Annotated in this window: 21 protein-coding genes; all 21 read left to right on the top strand. The window is 42.0% G+C overall.

Features of this window, described 5'->3' with window-relative positions; all coding sequences use genetic code 11:
- Positions 1-210 precede the first annotated feature (210 nt).
- Positions 211-435, top strand: a complete 225-nt coding sequence (locus ACZLXV_RS09375; protein WP_482383238.1) for an integrase DNA-binding domain-containing protein — start codon at positions 211-213, stop codon at positions 433-435.
- A gap of 165 nt (positions 436-600) precedes the next feature.
- Positions 601-1,314, top strand: coding sequence for an ABC transporter substrate-binding protein (locus ACZLXV_RS09370; RefSeq protein WP_482383237.1), 714 nt, complete (start codon positions 601-603; stop codon positions 1,312-1,314).
- Positions 1,302-2,387 carry a DUF5688 family protein gene (locus ACZLXV_RS09365; protein ID WP_482383236.1) on the top strand — a complete coding sequence of 362 codons (1,086 nt, stop codon included), beginning with the start codon at positions 1,302-1,304 and terminating at the stop codon, positions 2,385-2,387. The genes ACZLXV_RS09370 and ACZLXV_RS09365 overlap by 13 nt, the downstream gene beginning before the upstream one ends.
- A 20-nt stretch (positions 2,388-2,407) precedes the next feature.
- Positions 2,408-2,533 carry a hypothetical protein gene (locus ACZLXV_RS09360; RefSeq protein WP_482383235.1) on the top strand — a complete coding sequence of 42 codons (126 nt, stop codon included), beginning with the start codon at positions 2,408-2,410 and terminating at the stop codon, positions 2,531-2,533.
- A 55-nt stretch (positions 2,534-2,588) separates the two neighbouring features.
- Entirely contained in the window at positions 2,589-4,625 is a 2,037-nt protein-coding gene (locus tag ACZLXV_RS09355) for a JAB domain-containing protein (RefSeq protein WP_482383234.1), read from the top strand.
- A 16-nt stretch (positions 4,626-4,641) separates the two neighbouring features.
- A complete protein-coding gene (locus tag ACZLXV_RS09350; protein ID WP_482383233.1) occupies positions 4,642-4,899 on the top strand; it encodes a type II toxin-antitoxin system HicA family toxin in 258 nt (85 codons plus the stop codon).
- A complete protein-coding gene (locus ACZLXV_RS09345) occupies positions 4,883-5,245 on the top strand; it encodes a type II toxin-antitoxin system HicB family antitoxin (RefSeq protein WP_482383263.1) in 363 nt (120 codons plus the stop codon). Before ACZLXV_RS09350 ends, ACZLXV_RS09345 begins: the two co-directional genes overlap by 17 nt.
- A 90-nt stretch (positions 5,246-5,335) precedes the next feature.
- Entirely contained in the window at positions 5,336-6,577 is a 1,242-nt protein-coding gene (locus ACZLXV_RS09340; protein ID WP_482383232.1) for a DUF4238 domain-containing protein, read from the top strand.
- 113 nt (positions 6,578-6,690) lie between these two features.
- On the top strand, positions 6,691-8,604 hold the full coding sequence (locus ACZLXV_RS09335; protein ID WP_482383231.1) for a VirB4-like conjugal transfer ATPase, CD1110 family: 1,914 nt from the start codon (positions 6,691-6,693) through the stop codon (positions 8,602-8,604).
- Between the two features lie 33 nt (positions 8,605-8,637).
- Positions 8,638-9,111 carry a hypothetical protein gene (locus tag ACZLXV_RS09330; RefSeq protein WP_482383230.1) on the top strand — a complete coding sequence of 158 codons (474 nt, stop codon included), beginning with the start codon at positions 8,638-8,640 and terminating at the stop codon, positions 9,109-9,111.
- 183 nt (positions 9,112-9,294) lie between these two features.
- Complete coding sequence (locus ACZLXV_RS09325) at positions 9,295-9,411, top strand: putative holin-like toxin (RefSeq protein ID WP_270393713.1); 117 nt, start codon at positions 9,295-9,297, stop codon at positions 9,409-9,411.
- A gap of 188 nt (positions 9,412-9,599) precedes the next feature.
- The gene (locus ACZLXV_RS09320; protein WP_482383229.1) at positions 9,600-11,270 is read left to right on the top strand and encodes a lysozyme family protein; all 1,671 of its coding nucleotides are present in this window, start codon (positions 9,600-9,602) and stop codon (positions 11,268-11,270) included.
- Between the two features lie 87 nt (positions 11,271-11,357).
- Positions 11,358-12,098 (top strand): hypothetical protein, encoded by a 741-nt coding sequence (locus tag ACZLXV_RS09315; protein WP_482383228.1) that lies wholly within the window; start codon positions 11,358-11,360, stop codon positions 12,096-12,098.
- A 246-nt stretch (positions 12,099-12,344) separates the two neighbouring features.
- A complete protein-coding gene (locus ACZLXV_RS09310) occupies positions 12,345-12,674 on the top strand; it encodes a plasmid mobilization protein (RefSeq protein WP_055941656.1) in 330 nt (109 codons plus the stop codon).
- Positions 12,675-12,701: 27 nt separating this feature from the next.
- Positions 12,702-13,268, top strand: coding sequence for a relaxase/mobilization nuclease domain-containing protein (locus ACZLXV_RS09305; RefSeq protein ID WP_482383227.1), 567 nt, complete (start codon positions 12,702-12,704; stop codon positions 13,266-13,268).
- Positions 13,198-13,776 carry a hypothetical protein gene (locus ACZLXV_RS09300; protein WP_482383226.1) on the top strand — a complete coding sequence of 193 codons (579 nt, stop codon included), beginning with the start codon at positions 13,198-13,200 and terminating at the stop codon, positions 13,774-13,776. Before ACZLXV_RS09305 ends, ACZLXV_RS09300 begins: the two co-directional genes overlap by 71 nt.
- An 11-nt stretch (positions 13,777-13,787) precedes the next feature.
- Positions 13,788-14,066, top strand: coding sequence for a hypothetical protein (locus ACZLXV_RS09295; protein ID WP_482383225.1), 279 nt, complete (start codon positions 13,788-13,790; stop codon positions 14,064-14,066).
- Positions 14,067-14,157: 91 nt separating this feature from the next.
- Positions 14,158-15,552, top strand: a complete 1,395-nt coding sequence (locus tag ACZLXV_RS09290; RefSeq protein WP_482383224.1) for a hypothetical protein — start codon at positions 14,158-14,160, stop codon at positions 15,550-15,552.
- Between the two features lie 95 nt (positions 15,553-15,647).
- On the top strand, positions 15,648-17,927 hold the full coding sequence (locus ACZLXV_RS09285; protein WP_482383223.1) for a VirD4-like conjugal transfer protein, CD1115 family: 2,280 nt from the start codon (positions 15,648-15,650) through the stop codon (positions 17,925-17,927).
- A gap of 61 nt (positions 17,928-17,988) precedes the next feature.
- Positions 17,989-18,945: a tyrosine-type recombinase/integrase gene (locus tag ACZLXV_RS09280; RefSeq protein WP_482383222.1), complete on the top strand. Its 957-nt coding sequence runs from the start codon at positions 17,989-17,991 to the stop codon at positions 18,943-18,945.
- A gap of 115 nt (positions 18,946-19,060) precedes the next feature.
- Positions 19,061-19,513 (top strand): Cdc6/Cdc18 family protein (locus ACZLXV_RS09275; RefSeq protein WP_482383221.1); only part of this gene is annotated, 453 nt, incomplete at its 3' end.

Below are 19,513 nucleotides of genomic sequence, written 5' to 3'. Positions count from 1 at the left end.
ATGTTTAAGAATAATAAATGGAGCAAAATTATTTGATTTTTAAGTCCTCTCATTTGAATATTTTGTTTTGAGCCGGAGAAAATTTTATGATTTATTGAGTAATACGGATGGAGAAGATTTTCTGACATACTACGGAGAACGCAAGCTGATTCTTCGTGTTGCCTTTGAAAGGTATCTGCGTAATCATCCAGAACTAAGGATGCGGGTATAATGGCAAAGGCGGGAAGAGGACAGACAATGCGTGATTCCAAAAGAAGAGTCCTTAGACCGGGAGAGTGTGTAAGAGCAGATGAAAAATATCAATATAAATATCATATTGATGGGAAACCACACTTTGTATACAGTTGGAAACTGGAGCCTACGGAATCACCGATCCAAAAGCTTCTTTCTATGAATTTATCAACGCTGCAAAATCAATGGGCTGATAGGAAGTAACCGAATGGTTACCGCAAAAATCCTCTGCTGTATTACATGCAATGCGGCAGGGGATTTTTTTACAAAAGTAAAAATTTTACCCCTTAAAGTAAAATTAATCCGTTCAAATTCGATTGCATTTTCCTTATAATGACTATATCATTATTTGAACAAGGAGGGTTTTTTATGTTACTTAAAAAACGAATTCTTCCCCTGGCTTTATCTGCCATTATGGCTGTGTCCGCGTTGACCGGCTGTGGCAGCAGTTCAGAGAAAGACAGCTCATCAGGGACTGAGACAACCCTGACCATGTGGACGATCGCCACAGAAAGCGACTCTTTCCACAAACCTTATCTTCAGGCAATCGAGGAGTTTGAGAAAAATCATCCCGGTGTAAAGATTAATATGGAAACATTTGAAAATGAATCCTATAAAACGAAGATCAAAGCGGCCGTCGCTGCCAATGAACTTCCTGACATTTTCTTTACCTGGGCGGGTGGATTTTCCAAATCTTTCGTATCTTCCGGAAAAGTAATGTGCCTGGATGATTATTACAAAAATTACGAAAAGGAAATCAGTAAAACCGCTCTTGCCAACGATATCTACGATGACAAATTGTATGGTTCCGTAACTTGTACACCGGTATCCGTAATGTGGTACAACAAGGAAATGTTCAAAAAACAAGGTGTCGAAGTACCAGCCACATGGGATGATTTCAAAGCTGTCTGCAAGAAATTCATTGATGCAGGCATTAAACCGATTGGAACCAGTGTAAAAGACACTTGGGTACTTGCTATGCTTCATGACGGATTAGCACTTAAATCTGCCGGAGCAGACAAAGTCACCAAGGCTTTGACAAAACAGGGTCAGTCCTATATCAGGAATTTATGGATTATGTAAAAGAAAATGTGGCAGATTATCTGCCGGAGAAATCTGAGCAGGCAGAGATCACGGTGCATCAGATGGTAAAAAACAATGATGTTGTGTTAGATGGGTTAAATATTCACGATCCAGACAGCAATCTTTCTCCCAATATTTATCTGAATCCACTATATGAGCAGTATGAAAATGGAAGAGATCTGGATGAGATCGTTGCAGAGGTAGCCGATACCTATGTGGAAAATATGGGATCGGCACTCACAAGAGATTTTCAGCTTAATGTAGATGATATCAGAAACTTTGAGGCAGTCAAAGACAATATCTTTCCGAAACTGGTGAATCTTGAAAAGAACAGCAGCCGTCTGGAACATGTACCATATACACAGAAGGAAGATCTTGCAGTCACTTATCATATCAAGATGACAGGGAATTCAAGGACTCTCGGTTCTTTGATGATCACGGATGCAATGCTGGAAGGGTACGGTGTGAACAAGGAGGAGCTGCATGCGTTGGCAATGGATAACATGGGGCGGTTATTTCCTCCTACATTTCAGTCGCTGCAGGAAATGATGATCGAACTTTTTGCTGATGAATTTTCAAGAAGGAAAGGGATGCCGTTAGAAGAAGCGAAAGAGTGTGCAAAAGAGATGGTTCCGACAGGGGGACCGGAGTTGTACTGCCTGAGTAATGAATGCAAGATCAATGGAGCAGCCTGCATTATCGATGACAATATCCAGAAAATGATAGCGGAAAAGGTGGGCGGAGACTATTTTGTTCTCCCGTCATCTGTTCATGAAGTGCTGATCATGCCCAAAAGTGAGGATATGGATCCGAAAGAACTTCGGAATATGGTGCAGGATGTCAATGCCACGCAGTTGGCGGAAGGGGAGATCCTTTCGGATCAGGTGTATGAGTATGATGCTAAGACACACAAGCTGAGCATTTGTGCTCCAGGAAAGGAACTAACACAGGAGCAGGGAAAGAATATTTCACAAGAACCTGCAATGGGGGTTATGGAGGAAAAGACTGCGTATGAGACAAAAACGCAGGAACAGGTTCATGAGCCGATCAAGCACGGTGGAAGAAGCCGGTAACAAAAAGAACGGAGGTTTACATGAGTGAGCAAACGAAAGAGTGCATCGAGATTCATTCTCTGGAAGAATTGAAAAAACTTATTATGGAAAAGGATGACAATGAGATACTTACCGTAACAGTGGAGGTGGCTGCCGATGAATCATGAATTAAAGCAGGTGGATGTCCGGCTGAAACTGGTGGATAAAGAGGGAGTCTTCAGTATGGAGTCGATCGATACACCGGCAAAAGCTGTTTCTATCATGGCTCCGATCCTTGCAGAACTTGACCGGGAGGAGGTCTGTGTGGTCAATCTGGATGGAAAGAACCACCCCATTAACTTTAACATCGTAAGCATTGGGAGTATCAATGCTTCTTTGGTGACCGGCAGGGAAGTGTATAAATCGGCGGTTTTGAGTAATGCTGCCAGAGTGATACTGCTTCACAACTATCCCTCGTCAAGTCTCGCACCGAGCAGGGAAGACCGTGAAGTCACCGGAAAGATGATGTATGCCGGGATCTTTCTTGATATTGAACTGCAGGATCACATCATTGTTGCCGGAAGAACCGGGGAAACTTTCAGTATGCGGGAACATCTGCCGGAACTGTTTGACCGAAAAAATTATATGGAGCCGATGGCACATGTAGCAGATCTGGTAAGAGAGGAGACACCCGATTCAGAGGTGTCTCCGGTTACCTATGAAATCCTGCAGATCAAGGATGGAAGTAATGGCGAAGCATACCGGTTTATGGGAACACGGTATATCAGACAACAGCAACTTCCGGTCAATGCAAGTGACTACGAATCAAAATATAAAGGGGAATTAAAGCCGGGAGAAACACTGGATACACTGTATGAACGGTTCAATATAAACCGTCCGGATGATTTTACCGGGCATTCGCTGTCGGTCAGTGATGTGATCGTGCTGGAATCGGAGGGAAAGAAAACACCATTTTATGTGGATTCTTTTGGATTTCAGAAACTGGAAAATTTCTTTGAGGAAAGGTTTGTGCGAACCGAAGCAGAAAAGAAAATAATATCAGATTTCCGGGAGAAAACACAAAAATACTTTCGCCCGGTAGATGGGAGAAAGGCAGAGGAGATTGAAAACAATGTCAGAGAGTACCTTCATAAAAAAGTGCGAGAGCAGGGTCTGCCGATACAATTCGGTGAAGTGCTGTTATATGGAAGCAGAAGCCGGGGGACGGAAAAGCAGACTTCTGATCTGGATATTTTAGTCGAATATAAGGGAACATCCAGAGAAGATGATCTGTTTAACCTGTTTCATGAGGATGATTTTTGTATTGGAGGCTGTAAGGTGGATATCAATCCCATCAAAGAAGAAAAATCAGGAAGTCTGACCGCTTTTTTACAGCAGGCAGTCTATTTTATGGAAAGTGAACTGGCATTTTCCATCGCAGATCGCTACATTTATATTCAGGATGCAACGGAAGGATATGATTATACAATCTATGATTCAGATTTCACAGAACTGGACGGTGGCGTTTATGATGATCCGGAGAACTCCATCTATGAGGCATTGGATGAGATCGTGGAAGATCTGAAGATGCAGCCGGATACTGACAGGATAAAGGGAGAAATTACAGAAGAATCGAAACTTATCCCTATCAATCTGGAGGAATTTGAAGAAGCATTGGAACGAAGTCATTATGTGCCACCGGAAGTGACCTATACGGTTGCGGAATGCGGTGAATTTCATAGTATAGGACGGTACCGGGATGACATCAAAGATGTGCAGGAAGCAATCGAACTGTGGAAAGAGTTTCAAGACAGTCCGTTAAATGGGATTCCATCTATCGGAATCCTAGTGCATACGCCGGGACAAACAGATTTGGAAGATGAGCAGTTAGATCTGTTATCCGGACAAAAGATCGATCTGGATATGATGCAGTACTATCCGATAATCTGCAAAGAAGAGGCTGCCATTGAAAAAATATGTGAACTGATCGAAAATCTGCCGGAAGTCGGAATGGTCGAGAAAGTGCCGGAGAGAATATCGACGGAGCTGCTCCTTCGGGAACTGGATCCGGGAAAGAGTCTTTTTTCAGAAGAAGAGAAAAGTCTGATCCGGAAGTATGGTTTGCAGATGAAAGATGCGCGGAAAACAAGGGAATTGGCGGAGTGTATTTGTCATCAGGATAAGTATGGAAAACAGGATGCAGCATTGGTGATACAGGAGGCAAGGGACAAAATAGAAGAAAAAAGATTGACGCCAAATACGACACCATATATACTATAAGTAGGAGGAATTATGAATGTCAAAATGGGATAAACTATTAAGAAAAATATGCACTTTATCAAAGGATTTACGCTTTGATGAGTTGCGGAAAGTATTGGAAAGTTATGGCTATGAAATGAATGCTCCCAAAGGCGGAAGCAGTCATTATACATTTCGAAAAAGCGGCTGTCAGCCGATTACGATACCAAAACATGAGCCAATTAAAAAGGTATATGTTGAGATGGTAAAGCAGATTGTGGAAAGTGAGGCGATGAATGATGAGAACGATGGATGATTACATGAATATGAATTATCGTATGGAGATTGTTGAAGACAAAGAGGAAGGCGGTTTTGTGGTTTCTTATCCGGAACTTCCGGGATGCATTACCTGTGGAGAAACAATGGAATCAGCCATTACAAATGCTCAGGATGCAAAGAAATCCTGGCTGCAGGCAGCATTGGAGGAAGGAATCGAGATTCATGAGCCGGACAGTTTGGAAGAATATTCCGGACAGTTTAAGTTAAGGATACCTCGCAGTTTGCACCGATCTCTTGCAGAGCATTCCAAGAGAGAGGGGATAAGCATGAACCAGTATTGTGTCTATCTGCTTTCACGGAATGATGCAATGCTTTCAAAGTGAAAGATGATGCTGACAAGGAAGTATTACAGAGTTAAATAAAAAGCTGTTGTGCTTGCGATTATAATTATTATTGCAAGGAAGGGAATGTATATGCAAATCACAAAAAATCAGCATTATGTGCCACGATTTTATATGAAATATTTTAGTAATATAAGAAATGCTGGTACAAAGAAGGAAAAGGTTTTGATTTCATTTTACCAATTCAAAGATAATATATTAAGGGAAAACATACCCACTACTTCTGTATGCTCGGAAGATTATTTTTATGGTCAGGATGGCAAAACAGAAAATTCATTAGCCGAAATGGAGAATAGATGGAGTATAGCGTTTAAGAATGTAAATGATAATACTTTTGCGGAAGGCGATATTGAAAGTATCAGGGAATTTGTTATATATCAAATTAGTAGAACTAAGGCAATGCTGTCTCACAATAGGGAAATGGTAACTAATGTAATGGAAGCTGTTTCCAAAAAACAATTTGGGAATATGGCAGACGGAAAGACGTTTAATGAGTTACTTGAAAATAAAATTCAAAATGAAATAACGCCTGAATTTGGATTGTCAATTGTGAAAGAAACAATACCGGTAATTAGCGATCTAAAAATGAAGGTTATTACTAATGAAACAGAGATGAAACTCATTACATCGGATGTGCCGATTATAATTATAAATCCGTTAGGCATCTATAGAGCTGGTTTGAATTCAGTTGGGGAGGTTATTTTTTTCCCGATATCTCCTTGGAAAATAATATTTTTTTATGATGAAAAGGTATTCGGTGAACTGCCAAATAAAATTTCTGATGAGAGGGAGGTTGAAATATTTAATCAATACCAATATGTTAGTGCAGATGAACGACTACTGGGAAAAGCGGCTGGAGATTTTAATAATATAATTAATAGTGAAACATTAAATTGCAAAAGAGAACAATTTAATAAAATGCAAAAAACAAATACCATAAATGATGGAGTGGGAACTTTTTTTTCGACAAAATCAAGAAGTATACCATATTATTATAATATTCCTATTTTGCGTTTGCCTAAACTATTGAGAAAAATTCCGGGTGATTTTCGTGAAACATTTCAAAGAGAATACTCGTATGAGATAAGATTGGCAATATTGTGTCGCATATATCGGGATCCCAATTTTATTTCTGACATAACATTAAAAGAACATTGGAAAAAACAACAGAGATATTCGAAAGTTTTATTAAAGTATTTAGATGATTACTGGAATGTTCCAAAGAAGGATAGAATTATTACTCCAGAACTCATGAAAAAGTTAAAGACGGTACCAGTTAATGCCATTATTAATAAAGATGTAAATGGAATATAATTTTAATTGGAAAATCTAACATACCAGATAACAACTTAATATCACATGAAAAAAGAACTGCTTCGGTGGTTCTTTTTTCGTACACAAAAATACAGAACAGGAGGCGAAAACAAATGCTAAATTTATTCAGAAAGGACACGCTTACACCGCAGACGGAACGCATTTACAAGGTTCCGCTGTGCATTCAGGATACCATTCCCATCTACCGGATTGCTGAAAACGGTATCTTTGAGCTGGAGAGTCCGACTAACAAAGACGGTGGGAAAAAGAAGCTGCATCAGTTTGACAGGATGTATCTGTTTGAGGATATCAACTTTTCCACGCAGGATGAAGAAGAAAAGGAAGAAACCGGGAAACGGTTTGAAACGCTGCTTCGTTCCATGAATGTCAGTTACAAGATCATCGTGTCCAACCATTATGCCGATAACGGAAAGCTGCGGGAGGAGATCCTGCAGAAGGCAGTGAGCAAAGAACGGGAGCCTTTGGCAAGGGAATACCACCAAATGATCGAAGAACGGCTGCAGGAAGGACGGGGAGGACTTTTGCAATCCAAGTATTTCATAGTCACATGCAGAAAGCCGGATTATGAGAGTGCAAAGAATTATTTCAATACCATAGAGTTTTCCATTCAGCAGTTATTTCACCGGCTGGGAAGCCGCCTGATCCCACTCGATGCCACAGAACGCTTGCGGGCACTGCACAGTTATTACCGCATGGGTGACGAGGCATCTTTTTCTTTTGACTGGAATGAATATCTGCATCTGAAGCGTGACTGGAGAAATGACATTATCAATACTTCTCTGCGAGAGTATCCGGAGCATCTGGAGATGGAGGGTGGAAACTGTGCCTGTGTGATGTTTATCCGAAAATATCCGAACGGACTTACCGACCAGTTTTTAAATGAGCTTACCAACATGAACTTTCCTCTTATCTATACAATGGATGTGGAGCCGCTTGACAATGATGTGGCTTATCAGATGGTGATGAAGAAATATATGTCAAATGAGCGGAGCATTAACCGGGAACAGGAGCTGAAAAACGAAAATGGTGATTATTCCACCAACATCAACTATGAGAGAAGAAAGCAGCAAAGAGATACGGAGGAGATGTTAGACCGCATTTCTTCCTTTGATGAACGGCTTCTTTATGTGGGAATCACGATTGTTATCAAAGCATCGTCCGGAGAAGAACTGGAGGAGCGGACGGAAAAAGTCCGCATCATAGGAAAAACACATAACATGGATATCGTTCCCCATTCACATAGGCAGCTGGACGCACTGAATACTTCTTTGCCGACGGGTGTAAGATTTGTGAATACGATGCGGACCATTACATCGGAGGAACTTTCAATCTTTATTCCGTTCAATGTACAGGAGATCCATGATGATCTGGGATACTGCTATGGATTTAACAAGGTATCGAAAAATCTGATCATTGGAAATCGAAAACTGTTAAAGAATGGAAACGGGATGGTATTTGGAGTACCCGGTTCCGGAAAATCTTATAATGAGAAATCGGAAATGGGACAGGTGCTGTGCTTCTCAAAGGATGACATTATCGTGGTAGATCCAATGGGTGAGTACAAAGGCATTGCTGCAGCATGGGGTGGTCAGTATATCAATCTGACACAGTCAGCGGAAAATGTTTTTTATGTCAATCCGTTTCATGTGCCGGACGAGGTGCCGGATATTGACCGCTTTGTGGCAGAAAAAGCAGAGTTTGCGTATGCCATTTGTGAGCAGGCGTTGAAACCGGCACCGCTTACCAGCCGCCATATCGCTGTGATCGATAAGGCAGTCAGCAGTATGTATGAGGAATATTTTAGGAAAAGAAAGGATAAACGAAGAAGAAAGAACCGATCGGAATCGCCAACCATTCCTGTGATGCGAAACAGGATCATGGAATTATATGATGACAACGAAGCGGCAAAGGAAATCGTGGAGCAGCTGGAGGTATTTGCGGATGGTACGCTGGATATTTTTGCGAGAGAACAGTCCATATCCGATGAAAACCGTTTTACCGTATAGGGGTTTTCGGAGCTTGGAAAGCGGATGCGTGCGATGGCAATGCTTGTGATGATCGAAAGCATCACGGCGAAGATCAAATATAATCAGTCTGACGGAGTTGCCACCTGGGTTTATGTGGATGAAATGCATGAACTCTGGGGAGAGGAATACAGCTTACATGCATTGGAAAAGATGTGGCGTGAGGTCCGCAAGCGGGGTGGTATCTGCACCGGCATGAGCCAGAATCTTATAGATGCAAAACGGAACCGTTCCACGAAAACAATGGTATCCAATTCGGAGTTTATGCTTTTGCTTGACCAGGGCACAATGGATAAAGAAGCGGTGGAAGATCTGTTTGATATTTCATCGGAGCAGCTTGCCTGTGTCAATGGAGCAGAGCCGGGAACAGGTCTTATCCGGTTTGGAGATAAGATTGTTCCTTTTGACAATACAATGGAAAAGGACAGCAGTCTGTACCAGTTATTTAATACGAATTTTCATGAGATGGTAAAAGACAAAAATGCATAGCAGACAGTGAGAAAGTAAGAAAAAATAAGGACAAATGAATTGACGAAAATCGTTGAATTGTGACAGGAAAAATGATATATTAGTAGCGTGGCGAAAGCCATAGGAAAGTACCCATGACAGGGTGGTAGCCTCCCAACACCAATGACCGGCTTGCCGGAATACATAGGAAGGGAGGTGGCGCCAATGACAGCTTTTGAAATCCTTTCGATTTTCCTGGGCATACTGACATTGTTATGTGCCTTTGGTAGTCTTGTTATAGCGTTGCTTGCCTTTCTCGACAAGAGAAACAAGCGAAAATAAAAATGCCTATCCTGTCTGCAAACAGGATAGGCGGTGTCCGTAAGGACATTTAGCACTATGCGGGAGCATCCACTTTGGAGTGGGTGCTTTCCTTTTCTAATATCAATATATCACATTTCCCCAGACTATTCAACAGAAAATTGAAAATCTCACGAAGTCCTATGATGAAAAATCGGAGGTGGTGATCAATGGATCAGCTCGACAGAGAGGTCATTGAATCCTTGAGTGAGCCGGCAAAGAGAGTATTTGGGAGTCTGGATTACCGTTCCAGACAGCGAATGTTAAAGAAAGCCAGAGCAATGGCGAAGGAAGAAAAAACAAGAAACCAAAAGAAAAGCCGGGTAAAGAAAAAGGAGATTGAAAAACAGAATAAAGCAAAAAGAAAGAAAAAGGGCAGTTCATCCAAAAGTGAACGAGTCCTTTTTTCTATTTATGAAACAAAAGATCTTATGGTGCAATCCATGCATCTGATGCTGCTTGGAAGCAGCGTGGCAGACAATGCTTATGAAGAAAGAGACTTTGCTCATACGGATGAGCCGCAAGTTGCTTTATCCAGAGAGACGGTTCAAAAGAGCAGTCGGGTAGCAATGGGAGGTATGCGGACTTTAGTACAACGAAACCGACACAAAAAAGCACAGAGAAAGGCTGCAGGGAAATCTACACAGAAATCTGCACAGGCGGTTCAGACAGGTGCAAAAGCGGGAACGCAGGCTGCAAAAACACTTGTTAAGACAATGCAGAGCATCGTGAGATCAGTGGCAGCAAATCCGGTCGTGTGGATCGTGCCGCTTGTCATTATCTTGCTTGCTGTGATTGTCGGGGCAATCGGTACTATTGTTGGTTCCGGTGGAGCTGATAATGAATCACAGGATGGAACCTATCAGGCACAGGTATCGGAAAAGACAGAAAGTTACCGGGAGATGGTTTCAGAGTATTGTGAAAAATATGGTATTGATGATTATGTGGATCTGTGTCTTGCCATGATCGAGCAGGAGAGTGGAGGAAATCCGCCGGATGTGATGCAGACAGCACAGTCTTATTATAATGTGAATCCGCCTATCGACAGTGCAGAGGAAAGCATAGACTGTGGGACACATGAACTGTCAGACTGCCTGACAAAAGCAAAGTGCAAAGATCCCAATGACATCAACGGAATTTCCCTTGCCCTGCAGGGATATAACTTCGGCAATGGCTATATTGACTGGGCGCTCAAAAACTATGGCTGTTATACCAAAGAAAATGCACAGATATTTTCAGCAAAGATGTGTGCCGAGCTTGGTTATGCTTCTTACGGGGATGTGGAGTATGTGCCTCATGTCCTGCGGTACTATGTGATGAATGAAGAAACGAGAGTATCCAATGAATCTGCCAAAACAATCTTAGAAGAGTTAAAGAAAAACAATACGGCACCGGCGGAGGCATGGGATGTGATCGAGAAAGGTGCCTCCCTGATCGGAAGTGTAAAATACAGCATGGAAAAACGGCAGGCAGACGGAAGAGACAAGCCAGAGTTTTTGGACTGCTCTTCTTTTTCGGCATGGGCATTTCATAAGGCAGGAGTGACCAGTGTGCCATATGGCTCTACGACGGCAACCTTTATCGGTTCCAAAAAGTTTCACGATATTTCTGCGGAACGGTTACAGCCGGGCGACATCGGACTAAAAAGTAGGACCGGTGAAACCGGTGGAGCAAACCATGTAGGGATTTACTGTGGAAAACTGAAAGATGGCAGAGTAGTATGGCTTCACTGTACCAGTTCCAGTGGCTCCTCTTTGACAGGGAATATTGAAGGTGCGATGTTTGGGGTATATACGAATTTTACATATTTCAGGAGACTAAAGAAGTGGGACAAGAAGTAGCGTTTGGACAAATTGTCCAGACACAGAGGAAGAGGAAAGAAAGCAAGCGTTTAGACAAATTGTCCAGACGCAGAAAGAGAGGAGACTATGCTTAGAAAAATACGGCGATTTTACTGGAAACAACGAGACAGAGGACTTGGTAGGCAGACTGTTATGGCGGCGGTGGGCGCAGCTTTATTTTTGATGATCATTTTGGGAGCAGTGACAAAAAATGTGATTATGCCAAAAAATGAGAGTCAGAAAAATGTTGCGAGAACCGAGACTGCCAGTGGAACTGCTATCGGAGCCGAGCCAGCATCCGGAGGAGGTGTTGCGATAGAGAATATAGAAACAGGCGTTGAGTCGGAGGGTGAAAAAACGGATTCCACGGCAGATGATTCAAATAATGATGTGTCTGTAGACATGACGGATCTGGAACCCTTTTTGGGGTTTATGTCGGAGACAGCCTATGAAGAGTTAAAAACGCAGTTGGTTCAGATATGTCAGGAAAGAAACTGCAGCTCAGTCAGAAAGCTGACTTATCAACAGACACAAGCCTTTGATGTGACAAGTTTTATCCTGTTGTCCGATGGCAGTGTTTATCAGTGCAATTATAATCTGAAAAGTTGTCAGATGTCTGTTTTCAAAACGGATTATACGGAAGTCCAGATCAATCAGATGAAAGAAAAGCAGTTGCAGGAAGAACAGCAAAAACTGGAACAGGAGCAGAAAGCGGAAAAACAGAAGCTACAAAAGAAAAAGGTAGAAAAGAAAAAAACGATTAAAAAGAAAAAAGCAAAAAAGAAGCCGGTGAAAAAGAAGGTTAAGAAGAAAAGAACAAAGAAGTAATATTATATTCATTATCAGAGGGTATAAGGGATCAATCCCTTACAAGATGAAGCATAGATGTGTCCACATTATGCGTATCTTGCAGGGCTTGAATGAGAGAGGGAAAAGGCACATTTTATGTGCCAAAATAAAGCAGATAAAGCTCAGAAAACACTATGTTTGGACAAATTGTCCAGACAAAAAGAAACAAAAAAGATAAAAATAGCGTTTAGACAAATTGTCCAAACATAAGAAGGGAGTGACCGCATGAATGACGCAAAAACAGAGATCCTTCGAGTAAGAATGACACCGATGGAAAAAGCTGCCCTGTCAAGACAGGCAAACGATCAGCACAAAACTATGAGTGAATATATCCGCAGCATTGCCAAATGTCCGCCGGAGGTGACAAGGGATGAGTTTGACGGTTCGATTCTGCAGATGATCTATGAGATCAACAAAATCGGTGTGAACATCAATCAGATCGCCAAAAAGTATAACGAACACAATTATGTGGAACCGAGAGCAGATCTGTTAGAAAAGCTGGATGAAGTTTATGGAATGATGAAAAGCACCATCCGGCTTATGAAAGGGGCATAAGGAAACACAAGAAACGGAGGGAGCGTGATGTCGTTAATCATCAAGATGGATGCCATCAAGACAAAGGAACATTTAAGAAAGTCCATTCCGTATATCTTCAATGAAAGAAAGACGGATGGTCTGTGCTTCAGCAATGCCGGGGTGACACCAGAGCAGATTTTAGATACCTTCTTTTTGACAAAGCAGCTACGCCCTACGCACGGCACCAGAGAAGGTTATCATTTTAAGTTTTCTTTTTCAAAGGATGAGACGATACCGGCGGAGCAGGCTATGGAGTTTGTAAAGGAATGGACAGAAGAATATCTTGCCGGGGCGTATGACTATGCCTGTTCGGTTCATAAAGACAGAGACCATATGCACATGCACTTGGTCTTTAATTCTGTCAGCAGAAGTGGTGGAAAGTACCGTTATCAAAAAGGAGACTGGGAGAAAGTAATACGACCACTGACAAACCGGCTGGCAGAAAAATATCATACCGGACCATTAAAGGAAAAGGATCCGGCATTGGATTATTCAACAGATTATGAGAAAAAGGATGGAAAACGGACCGGAAAAGAGCAGGTGGAACGGGACATTGACCAGTGGCATCCTTGAAAGCAGATCCTATGCAGATTTTAAGAGAAGAATGGTGCAGGATCACTATTATCAGTTGTGGGAAGGAGTTTCAAGAGAGCATGGTGTCTACCTTGCCCTTACACCGCCGGGGAGAGGAAAAGCAATTTGCAGTTACCGATTAAGTGAGGGGTATATGCCGGTGGATATCGACAGGCGTATCGCATCGCAAAGACAGGCACGAAAAGAAGAACTGCCCACAGGCAGAAATAAAAACCTTGATTGGGCAATGAGCAGAAACTATCAGTTTATCCCCTATGGTGAAATGTCAGAGTACCAGAAAATAATGGTGCGTCAGGTGCTGGAGGCAAGACGATTGTACCAGCGGACAGGTACACCACTTTATATGCATGAGCGGAGCGTCGGAGTGCTTCAAAAGATGAAGAATGAAACCAGAAAATGCGGTATTTATGTAAAGCGTAAAGAAGCACGCAGGGTACAGAGGGAGTTGATACGAGTGATGAAGCAAAGGAGGAATAAAACAAGGTGACGGAAGAATAAATGACATTGATAAAGACATTGATAAAAAAGCACGGTATTTCAGCAACAGATGGCGAATGGACTTTAGTATTTCTTGGTGCCAGCTACGGCTTGACGGAAAAACAGATCGCCAGTTATCTGACAGCAGACACATCGGATTTGCTTGCAAAGCATGAAAAAATGCTCTGTATTTTATTTGGGATAGAACCGGAATCTAATGGTGAAATTCAAAGAATGGAGAATCCGGCAGAGAGACTGCAGAGGATGTTCTTGAGATGGCGAAAAATCGAAAGTATGTGATGGAGATACGACGGTGTATCGAATTTTATGAAATGATGGAGAAGGAACAGGAACCACAGGAGAAAGCAAAGAAAAACAGGAGGGAACGTAGATGAGTGAAGAATTACAATCCTTAGTGCAGATCATTGAATTGTATGGAAGAGGGCTGGGCGGTTTAGGAAAGGCTATCCGCTTTTCAACGAAAGGAGCAGCAAAAGGGGTGCAGATCGCACAGGTGAAAGCATTGCAGCACCGGATGAAACTTCATTATGCCAGTGAGGGGACACACAATACCATGAAATTGTCCGATCTGGAGAAAATGACCGGTGGAAGATATACGATCTTGAATATTCCTTTGGAAGGGGAAAAAGAGCTACTCCCTTTTTATGACCGTTTGAAAAAGATGAAAGTAGCTTTTGCGGAGCTGCCGGACTTAAATCTGGGAGACGGCTATACACAGATCGCATACAATCCGGAGCAGGTGGAGAGCGTGCGTATGGTCATTGAATACTATAAAAAGAAATTCAGGGAAGAAGCGAAAGAGATCGATCTGGACGAATATATGGGAATGGCAAGTTCCGGAGGACTGGAATATCTGGATGAACTTGCCGCCAAAGGATATGAAGGCAGGATGCATGAGGAGCAGCTTGAGGAGCTTCAGCAGCGGATACAGGATAAAGAGTATCTTCCGATCAGTATCAATGTGGAATCCCTTCTTTTGCGGGAAGAAAAAGATGCTTATCTGTTTCGTATTCCCCGTGGCAGGTTGGGAGAAAATCTTTCCAGTGCCATACGGATCAAAAAGTCAGACTGTATTCTTTTGGATGAGGGACAGACTGTGATTACCTGCCTGAAACGAGAGGGAGATATCTGGGGATATGCACTGGATCAAAGGCAGAACATCCATGAGAAAGAAAAAGTGAAACTGGACATTGCAAAATTGGAAAAAGCATTTGCCCCGGTGGGAAATGACCGTGTGAAAATGATCGAAAAACTGAAACCGGAGTATGCAGCGATCTTTCCATCTTTTAATCAGGGACAGGAGATGAAAGAAAAATCTTCTGTCCCTGAACCGGTTTCAGAGAAAACAGTGGGGAAAGTGTTGGCCCTGGAAAAAATGAAAGAGCGTTATCAAAGTCCGGAATACATCCCGGTAACCTTTGACATGGAAACACAGATGGTGGCAGAATCACCAAATCTCTATATAGCCAATCTTCCAAAGGAGCCGCAGGAATCCAAAGACTTTATCCGGTGTATTTCCTTGGATAAGGCAGAAGTAAGTATTTCGGAGGATGGAAAACGGCTGCAGGCATACCTGAAGCGGAGCGGAACTTCTGAGGTTCGGGAAATTGATCTGGAGGGAAAAGAGCTGCGAAAATACAGCAAAAAGAATGAAGACATTGCAGCGGAGTGTCTGAAGTATCAGAGAAGCAGAGGGAAAGAGAGGCAGCCGATGCCGGAAGAGATATTGCGGCACAAACCGGATGTAAACCTTAAGAAACGATAGGAAAGCAGTGTGAAATAAATGATCAGCGTTTTTACACGGCGAATTTATAGTTTCAGCTCAAACTTTGTGGGCTGAGAAAGGAATATAGGATCTATATGAAACGAAAGAAAGAACGCTCCCGTGCAACGCATGTTGCCGGTGACAGCAGAAAAAGAAGATTACACCAATTATTCAAAGTGTGTGCGGTTTTGTTACTGCCCACGCTTTATTTGTTTTACAGTCTGAGCGGATTGTATCTTGTGGATGTGGAAATATCAAAATTGAAAGAACAGATCATCTGGTGTCTGCTGCATCCGCTGAAAGTTTATAATGACAAAAGTTACAGTATGGTTCTAGTGGGAGGTTTGTTGTGGATGATCTGCAGTTTTCAGGCATATAGTAAAAGCGACCATAACCGGATGCCCGGCAATGAGTTTGGTTCTGCCAAATGGGGTGAAGTGCGGGCATTCAATGAAAAGTATGCCGCAAGGACAGAAGAAACAAAGTCCGGTCTGTCTCCGGAAAACAAAGTATTATCTCAAAATGTGCGTTTCCGCTACGACTCGGATACCCTTCGTAATAACAACATCGTGGTTGTCGGCGGCAGTGGTGCCGGTAAGACAGCGTTCTTCCTGACACCGAATCTAATGTCGTTACACGACTGCAACATCTATACGGATCCGAAGGGAAGCCTTGCGGAGGAGCTGGGAGCATGGCTGGCGAAACAGAAGGATACCAGAGTATATACGCTGAACTTGTGTGAAATGGAGAAAAGCATGCATTTCAATCCGTTTCCGTATATCCGCAGTAAGAGCGATATCACGAAGCTGGTGACGAATCTGATCCAGAATACTAACGCACCCAACATTAAAAATTCGAGTGCAGATCCTTTCTGGGAGCGTGCCGAACGAATGTTCTTAGAAAGCCTTTTTCTCTATGTATGGATGGAGTGTCCGAAAGGGGTATATAACCCGAAAAGAGGGAAGGCAGAGCTTCTGCAGAGAAACTGGAAATCCATTCTTTACCTGTTAGATGAGGCACAGTTTGTAGATGAAGATACGCTGCCAAAGTTAGATGAACGCATGAAAGAACTGGCGAAGAAAAAGCCGGATCATCCAGCCGTAAAAGCGTACCAGCGTTATAGAGGCGGTCCGGATGAAACAATCCGTTCCGTCATTATGACAGTCAATGCCCGGATGCAGCCCTTTGATAATGAGGAACTTCTAGAGATCTTTTCATCCAATGACATCCCGCTGGACGAGTTTGGAACGGGAATGGATGGAGACGGGAAAACAAAGAGCAACCTCTTTATCATCATTCCGGATGATGACGATACCTTTAACTTCGTACCGGGGATGGTGTACACGCTGCTTTTTCAAGAACTGTACCGGCAGGCGAGATTCTTTGGTGGAAAACTGCCGATGGATGTGGGATTCTGGCTCGATGAAATGGCGAACATCAAGATGCCGAATAACTTTGATAAGATCCTTGCCACCTGTAGAAGCCGTGGTGTGTACTGTGTGCCAATCTTACAGTCCCTGGCACAGTTAAAAACGCTTTTTGCGGACGGAGCATGGGAAGGCATTGTCGGAAACTGCGACACTTTTATCTATCTGGGCGGTAACGAAGCAAGCACCTATGAATATGTCTCAAAGCTGCTTGGAAAATGGACGATCGACAAACGAACCAGTGGAGAAAGCAAAGGAACCAGCGGTTCTTACAGTGAGAATTACGATGTGCTTGGCAGGGAGCTGATGTTAGAGTATGAGCTTCGCCTGTTGCCGGATGATGAATGTATTATTTTTGTGCGTGGGGAAAATCCGATTCGGGATAAGAAATGGTTCCCGTGGGAACACGAAGCATATCTGGAAGCAAGAAAATGTGGTGCTTTTGTCCCGGCGGTGCAGAAAGAAAAACAGAAACAGCAGATGGAAGAATGTGACTTTATCGGGGAAGGGTCATTGGAATATCTCAAAAAGCAGCAATCGAAAAATGAAAACATCCGGCTGTATGAACTGGACGCCTTTTCCTTTATGATGATGGATCTGGATGCGATGGAGAAGAAGATTCATTCCACACCAAAAGATGTCAAAGGAGCAGAAGTGGAAAAGATGATCACTGCCGGCATGATCCAGTCTGCGGTAAGTCATGAAATGAAACGGGAAGCGGAAGAACGAAAAGCATGGTTTATCGAAAACTTTGATAAGCTCACACTTCTTGATATCTATGCTTCCGAGTGGATGAGCGAGACGAGAAGAAAAGTAATCCGCGAACTGCTGCAGGCAGGAGCAGAGGAAGAGGTGATCAAGTCCATCATTCGTCCGGAGATTGAGGAAGGACAGGTGCTGCAGAAGAAAAAGATGTGGCTGGAGATGCAGCAATGTAGTTGGCCTTAAAGGAGTCGAAATTGCAGAAAATATGTGTGCGTGGTATTCTTGTTTGAAAAAGGAGAATATCATGAAGAATCAACAGGAACTAATAGATGAATATTTGTATTATTGTTTAAAACAAAGAAAGTTGGACGAGAAAACAGTTCGTGCATATCAAATTGATTTAAGACAATTTTCTGAATTTTGTGTTCAAAAGAAATTGGTAACTGAAAAAGCAGTAATTCGTCAATACATTTTGCATCTACACGAATCATACAAACAAAAGACAGTGAAACGTAAGGTTGCTAGTATAAAAGCATTTTATTCTTATTTAGAGGATGAAGAAATCATAGATGATAGCCCTTTGAGAAAGATTCGGACAGAATTTCGGGAAGAAAAAATTTTACCACGCTCGATTCCGTATTCTGTCTTGCAGTCATTATTAAGTAGTATGTACTCAAAAAAAAGCATAGAGAGTACTATATATGAAAGAAAATTGCTAAATCGCGACATAGCGGTGGTTGAAACGCTATTTTCTACAGGAATAAGAATATCGGAATTGTGTAATTTGTTGCAAAAAAATATTGACATTGAACAGGGGATATTTTGCATAAAAGGAAAAGGTGGGAAGGAACGCTATCTGCAGATAGGAACGGAAGAAGTGTTAGTGCAGTTGAAAGAATACAAGAGGCATTGGGAAAAGGAATTGGATGCGAGCGAATTTTTCTTTCTTAATCGCTATGGGGAACGATATTCTGAGCAGTCAGCACGCCGAATGATCCAGCGCTACACTCAAGAAGCAATGATTGAAATACATATTACACCGCATATGTTCCGCCATGCATTTGCTACATTACTCTTGGAAGAAGAAGTTGACATACGTTTTATTCAGAAAATGTTGGGGCATGCGTCAATCATGACAACGCAGATTTATGCTGAGGTTGCATTAAAAAAGCAGATGGAGATTTTGAAAATGAAACATCCTAGAAATCGAATGGAAATTTTAGAGAAACATATTGAAACAGAAGGTAAGGGGGTGGTATAATGGAATGGTACTGATAATTGAATATTATCGCGCGGAGAGAAGTGTCGTGATGGGTGATTTTTAGTTATCCATCGTCAGAGTTATATTGAATGAATTACGCTTCTAGGGAGGAAATATGCCTAAAATTAATATAACAAACTTAGACTACTATGAAAGAGAAGAAGAAAAACAAATTATAGATTATTTATCAACTCCTAATATATATCGCAACATTTTTATGTTAGGAGATTCTGGTACAGGAAAAACCGAATTAGCTAAAAAAGCAATTAGTATTATACATGAAAGTGATTGTTTTAGTCATTTCACAATAATCCATCTAGATGCTATTCAGATACCAGAGAATTGTGAGAAAGATACTTTTTACAGTTTTTTGACATATCAACTCTTAAAAAAGACAAAATATAATGAAAGTAACGTAACTTATGTAACAGAAGAAAATACCTTTCTGTCTTTTTTAGATAAAAGTACGTATATTGAAGAAGTAAAAAGCAATGCAAAAAAAGTTTTAATTTCAGCGTTATCTCTAATTCCTAATGTTGGTTCGACAATATATAGTATTCTTAATTCT

This window comes from Butyribacter sp., assembly GCF_056818865.1.
This window is presented reverse-complemented; position numbering and strand designations above follow the sequence as displayed.